Source organism: Erysipelothrix aquatica, assembly GCF_009828775.2.
In the GTDB taxonomy this organism is placed as follows: domain Bacteria; phylum Bacillota_I; class Bacilli_A; order Erysipelotrichales; family Erysipelotrichaceae; genus Erysipelothrix; species Erysipelothrix aquatica.
Genome location: NZ_WTSY02000039.1, coordinates 1 through 15,311, shown reverse-complemented (window position 1 = coordinate 15,311; position 15,311 = coordinate 1). Strand labels below are relative to the sequence as shown.

Below are 15,311 nucleotides of genomic sequence, written 5' to 3'. Positions count from 1 at the left end.
CTAGCACCTTTCTTGGAGTGTAGTAACCTAAGTATATCGTGTTTGTCATCTATGTCTTTTATTATGTTCGAAATTAAGCATTAAAAAGTGTTGATGATTTCTCACCAACACTAGAATATGTAGAACCATCTTAATCAGGTTGGGTATTTTTATGATTTTGACATGCATGTTGTGAAAAAAGCACTTTGTGTTTGCATCGTGAAAGCGTATACTTTATTTAGGAGGATTGACCAATGACCCACACATCGCTTATGAATCATATTAATACGATTCACTTACGTTCTATTCATCATTCAAAATTTGATGCCGATTGGCATTCAACACTGCACTCCCATGCTTTTACTGAACTGTTTTACGTAATTCGTGGAACTGGTCGTTTTATTTTTCAAGATAACACTACGATTAATGTTCGCGAGGATGATCTCGTCCTTGTTAACCCTAATATCCTACATACTGAATTTTCGGATTCACATGACCCCTTAGAATATATTGTTGTTGCCATTGATGGCATTGAGTTTGTTTCTGAGTATGAAAATGATGGTTTTTCTGTCCATAACTATTACGAATACAAACACGAAGTTCTCTACTTTTTAAAATCCTTAGTCACAGAAACTAGACTTAAAGAACCTTATCACGAAATGATTGTAGATCTTCACCTCAAAAGTCTCATTATAAGTATTGTACGGCGAACCATCTTGAATCTCACAGTTGTTGTTAATCGTGAAGACGTCAACAACGATTGCATCTTCATTGAAAATTACATCAATAAGAATTTTAGAGATTCAATCACGCTGGATAAGCTCGCTGAACTCACGTTTCTAAATAAGTACTATATCTCTCATATCTTTAAAAAACATTCGGGTATGTCGCCTATCGATTTCGTCCTTAACAAGCGAATCACCGAAGCAAAACGTTTGCTTGAAAGCACTGATTATTCAATATCACAAATCTCAGCTATTGTAGGATTCTCGAGTCCATCCTACTTTTCTCAGTTTTTTAAGAAAGAAATCGGTATGAGTCCTAGAAAATATAAGGATACATTTCAATCAAACTAATTTTTCAAACAAAACAAAAAAAACGCTTCTTTCGAAGCGTTTAACGTTTTCCTTGATCGTATGGATCCCCAAGAGCTTTTGGAGCTGCTTGAGTTTTCGAAGAGAACCATAAGACAATTAAGGTTGCAATATACGGGAACATCTTGAAGAATTGTTCGGGTATATTTAAATTTGTAAAGAATGGAATTGCAGAGTATACATTTGAGATTGTAAGGGTTAATGCAAAGAATATTGATGAAATGAATACCGGTATCGGCTTCCATTGTCCAAAAATTAAAATTGCAAGCGCTAAGAACCCATAACCACTCACAGTTCCTGAGAATGAAGTACTTACTGGAATCATAATTGCAAATCCACCAAGTCCACCCAATGCACCAGAGATTAATACGGCTGCCCAACGAATTTTGTAGACATTAACTCCCGCAGCATCCAGTGCATTAGGGTTTTCACCCGCCGCACGCAAACGTAATCCAAAACGTGTTTTGTACATTACGAATACAACAACAATCAGAATAATAAATCCGAGATACGTTGTAATATACGCATTTTTGAAGAATAAGTCTCCAATAACAGGTATATCCCCTAACAATGGAACTTTTCGAATCAAGAACACATTTTTAAATGGAATTTCTTTAACTGAGTAAACGAGTCGCGCCATAACAACTGCAAAAGCAGGTGCGAACATATTGATCGCAGTACCCGAAATAGTTTGATCCGCCTTCATGTTGATAGATGCAAATGCATGGACTGCTGCAATTGCCATTCCTGCTAGAATCGCTGCGAGCATTCCGATTACAAACAGAAGTTGCGGCGCAAACATTCCTTGTAACATGAATAACGTTAAGATTCCAAAGAAGGCACCAAATACCATGATTCCTTCCAAGGCAATGTTTACAACACCACTACGTTCTGAAAAGAGTCCACCAAGTGATACCATGAGTAACGGAATCGCTACATAAAGCATTTGTTGAAATACAAAATATGCCATTGTCATGATTCTTTACCTCCTGATTTTTTATCACGTGTTAGCTTTCCGATAACACCTCGCAAGAATACAGTTAACGCAGAAATATAGATAATTGCGGATGTGATGACTTGGATAATCTCAGGCTCAAGGCGGAATAATTGTAAGTTATTACCACCATATGTAATTTGAGAGATAAAGAGACCTGAGAAGATTATACCTATTGGATTGTTTTGACCCAACAAGGCAACAGCAATTCCATCAAATCCTTCTTTGAGTAATCCATATAGGGTTGTCATGTAGATTCCAACATCAGATAGATACATCAACGCTCCACCAAGGCCAGCAAGACCTCCAGCAATCATCATTGATAAGATGATACTTCGTGTCTCGTTAATTCCAGCATAGCGGCTTGCATGTCGGTTAAATCCAACTGCACGAAGCTCATACCCAAATGTTGTTTTTTCGAGCACGATATACAAAACTATAGCACTAATTATTGCAATAATGATACCAATATTTAATGATGAATTAGGGAAGATTGCATCTAACCCCATTCTTGGCAAGTATGCATTTTTAGGTGGTAATGTACGACTGTATTGCGCATCAAATGCTGTACGCATAATCAAGAAGTTGACCAAATAAACTGCAATATAGTTCATCATAATTGACGAAATAACTTCGTTAACATTTCGATAGGCTTTTAAAGCACCAACTACAAGTCCCCATATAGCTCCTGCAAGAGCACCTAAAACAATTCCTACAATCCAGCCAAATCCTGGAGGTAAGAATGTCCAGTTAACACCGACATAAATTGCAGTAAAGGCACCAACTGTAAATTGTCCCGTTACTCCGATATTAAAGAGTCCCGTTCTAAATGCAAATCCAACAGATAAACCCGTCATGATAATTGGTGTTGCGTTAAAGAGCACATTACCAATTCCACGAAGACCATCATGTAACCCACCTTTTAGAATTAACGCAAATGCGCTTAAGACAAATTGTGGTTTAATCGCTAAAATAACGATAAATCCAAAAACGAGTCCAATTGCTACTGCTAGTAATGAAGCAATTAAATTGTGGGATTGTTCGTTTTTAAAATAGTTTTTGATTTTACTCATCAATATTTCCTCGTTTCGCTCCAGCCATGTAAAGTCCTAATTCTTGCTGTGTTACGGAATCTGGAGTAAACTCTCCTACTAATTCACCATTATGCATTACAAGAATTCGATCACTTACATTCATTATTTCAGATAGCTCATAGGATACAAGAAGTACGGATTTTCCTGCATCACGCTGTGCAACAAGTTGTCTATGAATATATTCAATCGCACCAACATCAAGGCCCCGTGTTGGTTGCACCGCCATTAATACATCACTACCCATATCAATCTCGCGGGCTAAGATAGCTTTTTGTTGATTACCACCTGACATGCTTCGGACAATTGTATGAGGTCCTTTTGAACTTCGAATATCAAATTTCTCGATCATTTCTTTTGAGTATACATCAATGGCGTCATACTTCATAAAACCATTTTTTGAGAAACGGTCTTCAAAATATGACTTCAATACAATATTGTCTGCCAAGTTGTATTCTAATACGAGTCCATCACGGTGACGGTCTTCGGGGATATGTGAGAGTCCATGAGTATTGCGGTAACGAATCGATTTACTGGTAATATCATTGTCACCAAGCGTAATAACACCAGATTTAATTGGCAAGAGGCCTGCTAAAGCATATACAAGTTCGTGTTGGCCATTTCCTTCAATCCCTGCAATACTTACAACTTCACCACGTCGTAAATCAAAGCTAATATTTTTAATTGCATCATGACCACCGTGGGTGGAATCAATGGACAAGCCATTAACGGATAGCACAACATCACCAAGTTTTGCAGGTGCTTTGTCGATTGTAAGATCAACCTTGCGTCCAACCATCATTTCTGACATTTCTTCAATTGAAACATCTTTAACATCGACAGTTCCAATATACTTACCTTTACGTAAAACAGTACAACGGTTCGCTACTTTTTTTATCTCACCTAGTTTATGCGTAATGAAAACGAGTGACTTACCTTCTTTTTGAAGTTGCAACATAATTTGCATCAATTCATCAATTTCTTGAGGCGTTAGTACAGCTGTCGGTTCATCAAATATCATGACATCACTTTCGCGATAAAGCAGTTTAAGTATTTCGACACGTTGCTGCATTCCTACAGAAATATCTCGAATTTTTGCATCTGGATTAACATTCAGCCCATAGCGTTCACTAAGCTCAACAATTGCTTGACGTGCTTCTTTTTTATCTACGACACCTTTTGACGTTTGTTCCACACCAAGGATAATATTTTCTGTAACTGTAAACGTATCAACAAGTTTGAAGTGTTGATGCACCATCCCAATTTTAAGCGCCGTCGCTTCATGCGGGTTTGAAATTTTCGTAGGAACTCCACGAACAATTATCTCTCCGCCATCTGGTTGATACATACCAAAAAGGATTGACATCAACGTAGATTTTCCCGCACCATTTTCCCCTAGTAGTGCGTGAATTTCACCTTCACGAATATTTAATGTAACTTGATCATTCGCAATGATGCCAGGAAATACTTTAGTTATTTCTTTCATTTCGACGATATGATTCATCGGTTTCACTCCTTCAATGAATTTTAAACAGAAAAAGCCCCAACGAAGGGGCTTTTCTAATTACTAGTTGGTTTAGACAATTTTAACTTTTTCTAATTTCAAGTCGCTGAAATCATTAGCATGTGTTGTTGGAATTGATGAACGTATTCCATCTTTGTCTGCTTTGAAATCTGCGTAGATTTTATCATAATCTGCTTTTGTGAATGTCTCGAAACGATCAAATTTGTCTGGCAATCCTACTGAATCATTAGCGATTCCATAAGTTGTTGCCTTACCACCTTCGAATTTACCTTCGTAGTGATTTTTCAATGCTGCGTGAACAGATCCTTGTAACTGCTTAACTGCTGATGTAATGATTGTTTCACTGTCAGCGCTTTGATCTTTGTCAACACCAATAGATTTCTTGTTTGCTGCTTGTGCGGCTGCAAAGACTGAGTTTCCTGCACCACCCGCTGATGCGAAGATTACTTCAGTACCAGCTGCATACCATCCAGCTGCAAGTGTTTGAACTTCTGGTTTTGGCTCAAATGTATTTGCATAGTTGTAACGGACTTCAACGTCAACGCCTAACTCTTTAGCTGCTGCATCTGCTCCATATAGATAACCAATACCATATTTTTCAACTGCTGGTACTCGATATCCACCAATAAATCCAAGTTTAGTCATGCCATCTTTAACTGCTGCATATCCTGCAAAGAATCCTGACTCATGTTCATCATATAGCAATGAGTTTGTATTGCTTCCAATAACTGGCTCAGAGTCACCATTTTCTTGAGGTAAACTATCCACAAAGATAAAGTTTACATCAGGGAAATCTTTCTGTGCTCTAAATACTGCATTATTAAATAGGAATCCAGGTGTTACAATAACTTTAGCTTTTCCATCTTTGATAGCTTTACTAATTGTATTGTAGTACTCATCATCATTAGCTGTTGATGGTCGGTAATAAGTTGCTGAGATTTGTTTGTCCTTGTTTGCTTCGTTATGTTCTTTAACATACGATTGAACACCTTCCCATGATCCTTGGTTGAATGATCCGTCATCGATCGTTCCAACGTCTGTGATTAAAGCAATTTCACCACCGGTACCTTCTTTGCCTGTTTCTTGCTCCTTTTCAGGTGAAGCACAAGCTGTCAGTCCAAATACCATTAATGCGACTAATGCTATAGTCCAGAATTTCTTCATTGTTATCCTCCGTACAAGTTCTCCTTGTAAGACAATAATAAGCAATATTATGCCTAAAATCAAGTCAAACAAACGCACTCTAGAGTGCATTGAAATCGCTATCATTGATTGTTGTGGTAATTTGATTTAGAACATTGTATAATAAAATGTTACTAGGGTTATTTTTATTTTATATCATGTGATATTTAAATGAAGTTCAGGAATCGTAAATATGTACTATTTAAAGGATTTTTTCCACAATTCTTAAATTTCGCTTCTTACCCTTCGAACGTAATATTTCTATCTTTATTAGGTATGTGTGGCAACGAAAATAATTTCACATATTATTCAAATAAAAAGAATCCCTGCCTGGGCAGGGATTCTTTTATGCTTCCTTGTTAATTGTATGAATGTATTTTGATGTTACTTCTTCGTTAACAAGAGCAACAAAGTCTTCAAGACTGAATGGATTCTGAGCACGTTCACCAAAACGGCGAACATTGACCGAGCGTTCCTCTATTTCTTTATCACCAATAATTACTTGCATTGGAATTTTATGCATTTGAGCTTCACGTAAGCGATATCCAAGTTTTTCGTTACGTCCATCAACCGAAACACGAATACCTTGTGCTTCTAATATTTCTTTAACTTCATTTGCATATTCCATGTGGAATTCTGTATTCACAGGAATAATTTCGACTTGTTTTGGTGCTAACCACAATGGAAATGCTCCAGCAAAGTGTTCAATAAGGATTCCAATGAAACGCTCGATTGAACCAAATATAGCACGGTGAAGCATGATTGGTCGTTGTTTCGAACCATCTTCCGCAACATATGTTAGATCAAAACGTTCTGGTAGATTTGTATCCAACTGAACTGTTCCACATTGCCAAATACGATTTAACGAGTCACGAACCTTAAAGTCTAGTTTTGGTCCATAGAATGCCCCGTCACCAGGATTGATTTTGAATTCTTTACCCGCTGCAATACATGCTTCTTCAAGAATCTTTTCGGAACGATCCCAATCTTCGATAGATCCAATATATTTATCTTCTGGACGTGTCGAGAGTTCAATGGAATAAGTTAGTCCAAAGACAGAATAGATTTCTTCAATAAAGTCTAAGATTTCAATAATTTCGTCTTGTAATTGTGCAGGCGTCATAAATAAGTGAGCGTCATCTTGCGTAAACATACGAACGCGGAATAATCCATTAAGTGCTCCACTCGCTTCATGACGATGCACAGTCCCCATCTCTGCAAGGCGAATCGGTAGATCTCGGTATGAATGTAAGTCATTTTTATAAACTAACATACCACCTGGACAGTTCATTGGCTTGATTGCGAAATCACGATCATCAATTGACGAAGTATACATGTTTTCACGGTAATTTTGCCAGTGTCCAGAAACTTCCCAAAGATCCTTGTTTAACATTGTAGGAGTTTGTGTAAAAACATAACCACGACGTGTATGAGCTTGTTGGTAATAAGCATCCAGAGCTTGTCGTAACTTCATTCCATTTGGCAACCAGAATGGGAATCCAGGACCATACTCACTCATCATGAATAAGCCAAGTTCTTTTCCAAGTTTTTTATGGTCTCTAAGTTTTGCTTCTTCAAGCCAGTTTAGGTAATTGTCGAGATCTTCTTGTGTTTCAAATGTAATTCCATAAACACGTTGCAACATCTTATTATTTGCATCGCCTTTCCAGTATGCACCGGAAACCTTGAGAAGTTTAAAATACTTCATTTTTTTCGTTGTCTCAACATGAGGTCCACGGCAAAGATCGATAAATTCCGCTTGACGGTATGCTGAAATTGTTTCGTTTTCATCTAAGTTTGAAATGATATCAAGTTTATAGGAATCATCTTTGAACTCTTCCATTGCCTCAGCTTTTGAAAGCTCAATACGTGTTATTCGTTTGTCTTCTTTAGCAATTTTACGCATCATTGACTCAATTTTCGGTAAATCGTCTTCTGTTAATTTGACATCTCCTAAATCCATGTCGTAGTAAAAGCCATCTTCAATTACAGGACCTACCCAAAATTTTGCTTCTGGATAAAGACGCTTCACGGCATGCGCAAGTAAGTGTGCGGATGAGTGATTAAGAACATTTAATTCTGGATTTTCTTTAATATTAATCATTGTACTTTCCTTCTCTTTCTAATAAAAAAGTACCACGATAACAAACCCTAAAAGGACGTGTTAACGCGGTACCACCTTCATTCACTGTAATAGTGCACTTTATCTGTTAACGCCAGCAACGGAATTTTTTCGAAAATTCACTCAAAGGTTGTAAATGCAAATGTCTACGAGAAGTTTTCAGCGACCACTTCACTCTCTAGTTCAACGTTTTCACATTCATGTCCTTATCATCGATTTATAGTATTATTATACTCGACTCTTTTTAAAATACAAGTCCAAAGACTATAGAACTATATTTCCATCTTTGATGATTGTAACGATATTTCCATCAAATGTTGTTCCTTCTGCATGCATATCCTCACTACCAAACATAAAGTCCACGTGAATGAGAGATTGATTAATGCCTCGTTCTAGTAGTTCGTCACGATTCATGCTTCCACCATTCTCTATTAGAGGATATCCTTTTCCAAGAGCAATATGGCACGATGCATTTTCATCAAAAAGTGTGTTGTAGAACAATGTTTTTAGATTTGAAATTGGCGAATCGAACGACACCAATGCAATTTCACCAATACGTCGGCTATTTTCATCTGTATTGAGAAGACCCTCGAGTGCCTCTTTTCCTTGTTCAGCATCAAAATCAACGACGACACCATCTTCGAATTTCAACCAAAATTTGTCGATGAGTCGACCGTTATTGTTTAGCGGCAACGTATTGTAGACGATTCCATTTACATTCATACGATCTGGAGTCGTAAATGACTCTTCAGTTGGAACATTAGCGTTAAATGGGATTCCTTTTTGGGATGGACTATTACCACCCGACCAAATGTGTCCTTTGACAAGACCAATTGTGATGTCTGTTCCCAAACCATTTTTAAAATGAACTGACTCAAAATTGTATGCGTTTAGAGCGCTATTTTGTTTATGGAGTTGGGCATTATGTTTTTCCCACTCTTGTTTTGGATCATTATCTTCTGTTACACGAGTAGCGTATAGAATGTACTCGTAAAGCTTATCATATGCCGCCTGCGCTTCTAATTCAGGAAATACTGCCTTAGCCCAGTTATAGGTGGGGTAAGCTGCAACCAGCCATTGTCCTTGATTACTCATGGAGTAGTTTGCAAATGCTTGTAATGCTTTTCCTCTAACTTGAGATACGGCCATAACTTTCGAAGCATCGACATCATTCATGAGTCCAGGATTCGGACTACGTAATGCTAGTTTAACTAGATCTTCTTTAAGGTACTCGTCGTGTTCAAGAATCAATGATTCTGGGATATGTGTTAGCGTTTCTTCACTTTGATAAAGATAGTGAAGTCTTGAAATTTGTTCGCTTGTGAACTTGACGATAACTTGTTTTGCTTTTAATTTGTATGCTTCTTCGGTAAGAAGAGCAACAAATTCATGGTGTTCTGGCCCCGCATTGATAATCAACGTTTGATTAGGTTGTACATTAAGTGCCGTTTCAACCAACAAATTTGCATATTTTCTATCGATATTTTTCATAAGTACCTCTTTCTTTAATTAAAAGCGTGGTTTCCCACGCTTAGATTACAAAGTTTCCTGCTTCAAATACAACAACTTCAGTACCATCTTGTGTTACTCCAATGACACTCATATCTTCACTTCCAAACATGAAATCTTCATGGTTAATTGAATCGTTTGAGTTATGTGCGAGTAATTCCTCTTGTGACATTGATGTACCATTTTTGATGTTCATAGGATAAGCACGTCCAAGAGCCATATGGCATGAAGCGTTCTCATCAAATAATGTATTGTAGAACAAAATATTTAGGTCCGAAATTGGTGATTTGTGTGAAATAAGGGCAATTTCACCGATGTGACGGCTTCCCTCATCAGTATCAAGAAGTTGACGTAATGTCTCTTTTTCTTGTTTTGTATCAAAATCAACAACTTTACCATCCACAAAGTCTAACCAGAATTCATCGATAAGTTTTCCGCTATAATTCAATGGTTTTGTACTGTAAACGCGTCCGTTGACATTAAGACGGTCTGGCATCGTAAAGGATTCTTCTGTTGGCATATTCGGATTAAATTTATGTCCACCCTCAGATGTTTCTTCTCCACCTGCCCACACATGATCTTTTACAAGACCAACTGTGATGTCGGTTCCCTTATTGTTTTTAAAGTGTAATGATTTGAAGTTATAGTCATTTAGAACCGTATTTTGATGTGCTAAAACGGCGTTGTGTTCAGCCCATGCAACAACTGGATCTTTATCTTCAGTGACGCGAGATGCATAAAGAATTGCTTCAAGTAATTTTTCATAAGCCGCTTCCACTGGTAATTCTGGGAACACTACATGTGCCCATTCGTTTGTTGGTAAAGAAATTAATGACCATTGCCCACGATTTGCCATCGTATACTCACGCATTGCTTTAAGAGCTTCGCCTTGAGCTTTTGCTGCAGCAGCGAGTTTATCGCCATCTACATCCGCAAATAAGCCCGGTGATGGAGCATAAACTGACAAGCGACATAAGTCTTGTGTTAAGTAATCATCATTTTCGTCAACAATCCATTGAGGCACGCGTGTATATGTTTCTAAATCTTGATGTAATGCGTGTTCTTTTCCAATAATGTCGTCGCTGAACTTAACGACAACTTTTTTAGCACCAACTGCATAAGCTTCTTTTACGAGAAGTCTTGCAAATTCATAGTGCTCTGCTTTTACGTTAATAAGTAGTGTTTGTCCTGGTTGAACGTTAACACCGACTCTAACGGCTAATTGTGCATATTTTTCAATTAATGTCATACATTTTTCTCCTGTGAGTAGCATAACATCGCCGCTCCGATAACTCCTGGTTCTTCTAATGACGCAAGCACAAATTCACGATCACGCATTGTAGGATGAACCAATGATTTATACGCTTCAATCATCTTGTCCCAATACAAATGACGAGAGAATGTGACGCCTCCACCAAGGACGAAGATATGAGGATCTGTAACGTGTGAAATGATTGATAAAAGCATTCCTACATCGTAAGACATTTCTTCAACAAGTTGAACTGCCTTTGGATCATTTGATTCGTACAATTTAAATATTTGAGAAGCAGATGTTATTTCTGGGTCAATTAATTCTTGAGCCTTGCGAACCATTGCGGATCCACTTGCTTCATTTTCAACTGCACCAGCATTCAATGTGTTTACGTCATCGCGTCGTTTGAGATGTCTGTCAATTACAATATTTCCAATTTCACCAGCATATCCGTGAATTCCGGATACAAGTCTTCCGTCAACTACGAGTGCACCACCAATTCCTGTTGAATGCGTAACATAGTAAACTATTTTCTTGCCTTTTCCTGAACCAACTAAAGCTTCAGCTAAACCAGCAACATTTGCATCATTATCCATGTAAATGGGTAAATCAAAATGTTTTTTTAAGTAATCAACTACTGGAAAACCAGTAAATCCAGCAAGATTTGTCGATAGAGTTACCGACCCTTTTTCTGTATCTACTGGTCCAGGAATTCCGATTCCAATTCCAGCACATTGATCACAGTTTTCTAAACTGTTGATCATGTCAACGATATTGTTTAGAACAGTTTCTGGTCCTTGAGAAGCTAAAGACGGACGCTTGATTTCTTCAACAATGTCACCTAGCTCGGTAACAATTGCAACACGAACATTCGTACCACCTAAATCAACACCAATATACTGTTTCATAATTTTACCTACTATTTAACTTCAATAATTTTCATCAAGTTAGTGTTACCGGTTCCTGTTGGATATCCAGCAGCAATGATAACTTTTTTACCAGGTTCAATACCAAATGTCTTCGCAAATGTTGATGCAATTTCATCATCATTTGTCATATCATTACGGACGTCTGAGTAAACTGGAATGACACCCCATGATGATTGAAGGCTACGTTGAACTGCTTTATCAAATGTAACTGCAATAACAGGAACATTTGGACGGTATTTTGAAATACGACGTGCTGTTGAACCTGATTGTGTAAAGGCAACGATTGCTTCTACATCATTCATGTTCAATGCTGTTTCAGCAACTGACATACCAATTGAATCTTGCATTGTACGTTTTGAAGTACTGATTGCATGTGATAAACGCTCACGGTAAGGAATAATTTCTTCCATTGCTAATGCAATTTCACGCATGACACGAACTGCTTCGATAGGATATGCTCCAACAGCAGATTCTCCTGAAAGCATGATTGCATCAGTTCCATCAAGAACTGCATTCGCAACATCACTTGCCTCAGCACGTGTAGGGCGTGGGTTTTGTTGCATTGATTCTAACATATGAGTTGCAGTAACAACTGGTTTACCCATACGGTTAGCTAATGCGATCATACGTTTTTGGTAAATTGGAACTAAGTGTGTACTTACTTCCACACCTAAGTCTCCACGAGCAACCATGACACCATCAGCAAGTTCTAAAATACTTTCTAAGTTATCGAAACCTTCTTGGTTTTCGATTTTTACGATGATTTGAACATCAGGACGTCCTGCTGCTTCTAAAACATCACGAATGTCTTGAACATCTTGAACACGACGAACGAATGATGCCGCAACAAAGTCAATTCCGTTGTTAGCACCAAAAGTAATATCATTGCGGTCTTTTTCTGACATAAATGGCATACTTAGTACTACGTTAGGAATATTCACACCTTTACGTGTTTTGATGAATCCTGGGTTTTCAACACGGCAAATTAGGTCTTTGTCATCTTTATCGATAACTGTTAACTTCATTTTTCCATCGTCGATAAGCAGGTAGTTTCCGATTTGAACGTCAGCATGTACTTCAGGCACTAAAAGTGTGAAACGTTCTTTAGTTCCCATGAAATCTGCATCAAAACCAACGCGAACGACATCACCTGTCTCAAAAGCGATTGCACCATCAGTCATGTCGCCACAACGAATTTCTGGTCCTTTTGTATCAAGTAGAATTGCCAAGTTGATACCAATTCGGTCGCTAACTTCACGAACAACGTTCATGCGTCGTAAGTGGTTTTCTTGGACGTCATGTGAGAAGTTGAAACGAACAATATTCATCCCCTCTTTTGCCAATGCCTCAAGCATTTCTGGTGACTCTGAAGCTGGTCCAATCGTACAAATAACTTTTGTTTTTTTCATTTCTTGCATTAAATAATGTCTCTCTTTCTTATACCAATCGATCGTGTAACTCAAATAAAGGTTTTCTGGATTTCTTAGGTGTACGTAGCGCTTCAGTAATATCGATTGTCATTACTTTTTCGCTTACGATTCCAACACAACGGCCACCTTCGCCCGACATTAATGCCTGCACTGCTTTATCCCCAAACTGTGTCGCAAGAATACGGTCACGCGCAGTAGGTGAACCACCACGTTGAATATGACCTAAAATTGTTGCACGTCCGGAGAATCCAGTATGTTGTGATATTTTTTGTGCTAATAAGTGTACATCGGTAATTTTCTCACTGATGATAAGGATCGCATGACGCTTCCCTTTCACTTGTTCAAAGTAATTGAGTCGTTCAAGAACTTCAGCTTCATCATAGCCGGTTTCTTTTGTAACGATAACTTCCGCACCCGTTGTAATTCCTGCATAAATTGCAAGGTCACCACAACGGTTACCCATTACCTCAACTACTGAACAGCGGTGATGTGAACTTGATGTATCACGTAATTTATCAACGTTTTCGATAACAGTGTTTAGTGCTGTATCAAAACCAATTGTGTAATCTGTTGAATCGATGTCATTATCGATTGTCCCAGGAATACCAATACAGTTAATTCCCATTTCCGTTAGAGCAAGTGCCCCACGATAACTTCCGTCACCACCAATGACTACTAGTCCTTCAATACCATGTTTTGCGAGATTTGCGACTGCCTTTTCACGAACCTCAACGAGCTTGAATTCTTCTAATCGGGCGCTACCTAAGATCGTTCCACCTTGAATGATAATATCACTCACGTCGCCACGATCTAATTTACGAATGTTGTCATTGACTAATCCTTCATAGCCATTAAATACACCATAAACTTCAAGGCCTGCACTTATTCCAGAACGCACAACTGCTCGAATTGCTGCGTTCATTCCTGGCGCATCACCACCAGATGTCAAAATGCCAATTTTTTTCATAATCCACCTCTTGAGTAATCATACCACTTTTTGCCAATTTTTTCGCCTTTAAATATCTATTTTTGTGCAATTCGACGGTTTTTGCCCGTCATTTCTAATGGGCTTGTTAACGCATGGATTCTATCCACGAGTCTTCGTGCTCTGATTTCATCTGAAACCCCTCTAGTATCCAGTTTATAGAGCCCTACTAAAAGTTCTGGACGGTAATTACTTGTGATAATTGTCTTACGTTTATTCTCAAGTCTATCATTGAGAATAGACAGTAATATTTCATCACGACTCCACGACGTAATCGGTTCTGCACCTAGATCATCAAGTACAAGTACTTTAACGGACCTAAGTTTACGTAAAATTCGATCCAACTCGTATGAGTTATTAAAATTTTGCTTTAACAGGCTCAGTAATGAAGGCACATGAACAAATGCTACTGAATGGTTCTTCTTAGCAAATTCATTCGTTACTGCTGCACTTATATAACTTTTTCCAATTCCTAAATCCCCAAAGATAAAGTAACCTAGCGAATTATCTTCGACGAATTTTACTAACGTACCCATCACTGATTTAAAATGAGCACTTTCATTTTGATAGTCAATCTTATCGAAGTGTGCTTCACGTAGATTTAAGGGTAACGGCATCACCTGATATTTATTCAAATATGAGTATTCATTTTCAATTTCATCTAGAATCGGAAGTTCTGTCACGAATTCATCAATGATTCCTGTATGCTTATCGTAAGCTAAATCTACAAAGCTAGCTAACTCCGGATTAGCGACAACTTCATGTTTAGCATATGAGTGTGCTTTACGCTTTGATTGCACCCATCGTTTGAATTTCGATGCATTCTCGACGATAACCTGTTCAGGACAGTCATACTTTTCAATAAATAATTGAATTTCAGGTAACTCAAGTAATTTTTTACCCAACTCATCACGTGCTTTAATCTGATCAGGTGTTAGTTCAAATGACATATTTCTAAAACTCATGATTGTCCTCCTTTAAGATATGCTTCGATAATTCTTGTGTTTTCATCCTCTGACTCTTGGGTTACTTCAATTGCTTCTGTATAATCAGGAGACTGAATTTCTACACGAGCCTTAGGTTGACTTTGTACTTTGGTTATTGGTCTGGATACTTCATCTTGAGCTTGCTTGGCCGTTTCAATTCCTTTACGTTTCCACGTTGCAGCAATTTTTTCTACATAGTTTTTGTTCAAGTTTTTATTATTATTGTCTAGGAT

13 protein-coding genes are annotated in these 15,311 nt (G+C 37.9%); 1 reads left to right on the top strand and 12 read right to left on the bottom strand.

Annotated features, from left to right (window positions below; translation table 11 throughout):
- The first annotated feature begins 233 nt into the window (after nt 1–233).
- On the top strand, nt 234–1,055 hold the full coding sequence (locus GVV20_RS09485) for a helix-turn-helix transcriptional regulator (RefSeq protein ID WP_159741609.1): 822 nt from the start codon (nt 234–236) through the stop codon (nt 1,053–1,055).
- A 40-nt stretch (nt 1,056–1,095) separates the two neighbouring features.
- Here GVV20_RS09485 and GVV20_RS09480 read toward each other — a convergent pair whose 3' ends face one another.
- From GVV20_RS09480 to GVV20_RS09425, 12 genes are all read right to left on the bottom strand, one after another.
- On the bottom strand, nt 1,096–2,049 hold the full coding sequence (locus tag GVV20_RS09480) for an ABC transporter permease (RefSeq protein WP_159741608.1): 954 nt from the start codon (nt 2,047–2,049) through the stop codon (nt 1,096–1,098).
- Nucleotides 2,046–3,140 carry an ABC transporter permease gene (locus GVV20_RS09475; RefSeq protein ID WP_159648559.1) on the bottom strand — a complete coding sequence of 365 codons (1,095 nt, stop codon included), beginning with the start codon at nt 3,138–3,140 and terminating at the stop codon, nt 2,046–2,048. The genes GVV20_RS09480 and GVV20_RS09475 overlap by 4 nt, the downstream gene beginning before the upstream one ends.
- A complete protein-coding gene (locus GVV20_RS09470; protein ID WP_159741607.1) occupies nt 3,133–4,662 on the bottom strand; it encodes an ABC transporter ATP-binding protein in 1,530 nt (509 codons plus the stop codon). Before GVV20_RS09470 ends, GVV20_RS09475 begins: the two co-directional genes overlap by 8 nt.
- 72 nt (nt 4,663–4,734) lie before the next feature.
- Nucleotides 4,735–5,847 carry a BMP family lipoprotein gene (locus GVV20_RS09465; protein ID WP_159636633.1) on the bottom strand — a complete coding sequence of 371 codons (1,113 nt, stop codon included), beginning with the start codon at nt 5,845–5,847 and terminating at the stop codon, nt 4,735–4,737.
- A gap of 364 nt (nt 5,848–6,211) precedes the next feature.
- Nucleotides 6,212–7,969, bottom strand: coding sequence for a threonine--tRNA ligase (gene thrS, locus GVV20_RS09460; protein WP_159741687.1), 1,758 nt, complete (start codon nt 7,967–7,969; stop codon nt 6,212–6,214).
- Nucleotides 7,970–8,251: 282 nt separating this feature from the next.
- Nucleotides 8,252–9,478 (bottom strand): aminopeptidase, encoded by a 1,227-nt coding sequence (locus GVV20_RS09455; RefSeq protein ID WP_159812846.1) that lies wholly within the window; start codon nt 9,476–9,478, stop codon nt 8,252–8,254.
- A gap of 40 nt (nt 9,479–9,518) precedes the next feature.
- Complete coding sequence (locus GVV20_RS09450; protein WP_159812844.1) at nt 9,519–10,745, bottom strand: aminopeptidase; 1,227 nt, start codon at nt 10,743–10,745, stop codon at nt 9,519–9,521.
- Nucleotides 10,742–11,656, bottom strand: a complete 915-nt coding sequence (locus GVV20_RS09445) for an ROK family protein (protein WP_159812842.1) — start codon at nt 11,654–11,656, stop codon at nt 10,742–10,744. The genes GVV20_RS09450 and GVV20_RS09445 overlap by 4 nt, the downstream gene beginning before the upstream one ends.
- Nucleotides 11,657–11,667: 11 nt before the next feature.
- Entirely contained in the window at nt 11,668–13,095 is a 1,428-nt protein-coding gene (pyk, locus tag GVV20_RS09440; protein WP_159812840.1) for a pyruvate kinase, read from the bottom strand.
- 19 nt (nt 13,096–13,114) lie between these two features.
- On the bottom strand, nt 13,115–14,074 hold the full coding sequence (gene pfkA, locus GVV20_RS09435) for a 6-phosphofructokinase (protein ID WP_159636714.1): 960 nt from the start codon (nt 14,072–14,074) through the stop codon (nt 13,115–13,117).
- A 56-nt stretch (nt 14,075–14,130) separates the two neighbouring features.
- The gene (locus tag GVV20_RS09430) at nt 14,131–15,057 is read right to left on the bottom strand and encodes an ATP-binding protein (RefSeq protein WP_159641444.1); all 927 of its coding nucleotides are present in this window, start codon (nt 15,055–15,057) and stop codon (nt 14,131–14,133) included.
- On the bottom strand, nt 15,054–15,311 hold a 258-nt coding region (locus tag GVV20_RS09425), incomplete at its 5' end, for a DnaD domain protein (protein ID WP_250690187.1). The genes GVV20_RS09430 and GVV20_RS09425, both read right to left, overlap by 4 nt.

Bases quoted from the DNA above. Each gene is read 5' to 3' on its own strand.
- GVV20_RS09485 (WP_159741609.1), top strand. From the start codon at position 234: ATGACCCACACATCGCTTATGAATCATATTAATACGATTCACTTACGT.
- GVV20_RS09480 (WP_159741608.1), bottom strand. From the start codon at position 2,049: ATGACAATGGCATATTTTGTATTTCAACAAATGCTTTATGTAGCGATT.
- GVV20_RS09475 (WP_159648559.1), bottom strand. From the start codon at position 3,140: ATGAGTAAAATCAAAAACTATTTTAAAAACGAACAATCCCACAATTTA.
- GVV20_RS09470 (WP_159741607.1), bottom strand. From the start codon at position 4,662: ATGAATCATATCGTCGAAATGAAAGAAATAACTAAAGTATTTCCTGGC.
- GVV20_RS09465 (WP_159636633.1), bottom strand. From the start codon at position 5,847: ATGAAGAAATTCTGGACTATAGCATTAGTCGCATTAATGGTATTTGGA.
- thrS (WP_159741687.1), bottom strand. From the start codon at position 7,969: ATGATTAATATTAAAGAAAATCCAGAATTAAATGTTCTTAATCACTCA.
- GVV20_RS09455 (WP_159812846.1), bottom strand. From the start codon at position 9,478: ATGAAAAATATCGATAGAAAATATGCAAATTTGTTGGTTGAAACGGCA.
- GVV20_RS09450 (WP_159812844.1), bottom strand. From the start codon at position 10,745: ATGACATTAATTGAAAAATATGCACAATTAGCCGTTAGAGTCGGTGTT.
- GVV20_RS09445 (WP_159812842.1), bottom strand. From the start codon at position 11,656: ATGAAACAGTATATTGGTGTTGATTTAGGTGGTACGAATGTTCGTGTT.
- pyk (WP_159812840.1), bottom strand. From the start codon at position 13,095: ATGCAAGAAATGAAAAAAACAAAAGTTATTTGTACGATTGGACCAGCT.
- pfkA (WP_159636714.1), bottom strand. From the start codon at position 14,074: ATGAAAAAAATTGGCATTTTGACATCTGGTGGTGATGCGCCAGGAATG.
- GVV20_RS09430 (WP_159641444.1), bottom strand. From the start codon at position 15,057: ATGAGTTTTAGAAATATGTCATTTGAACTAACACCTGATCAGATTAAA.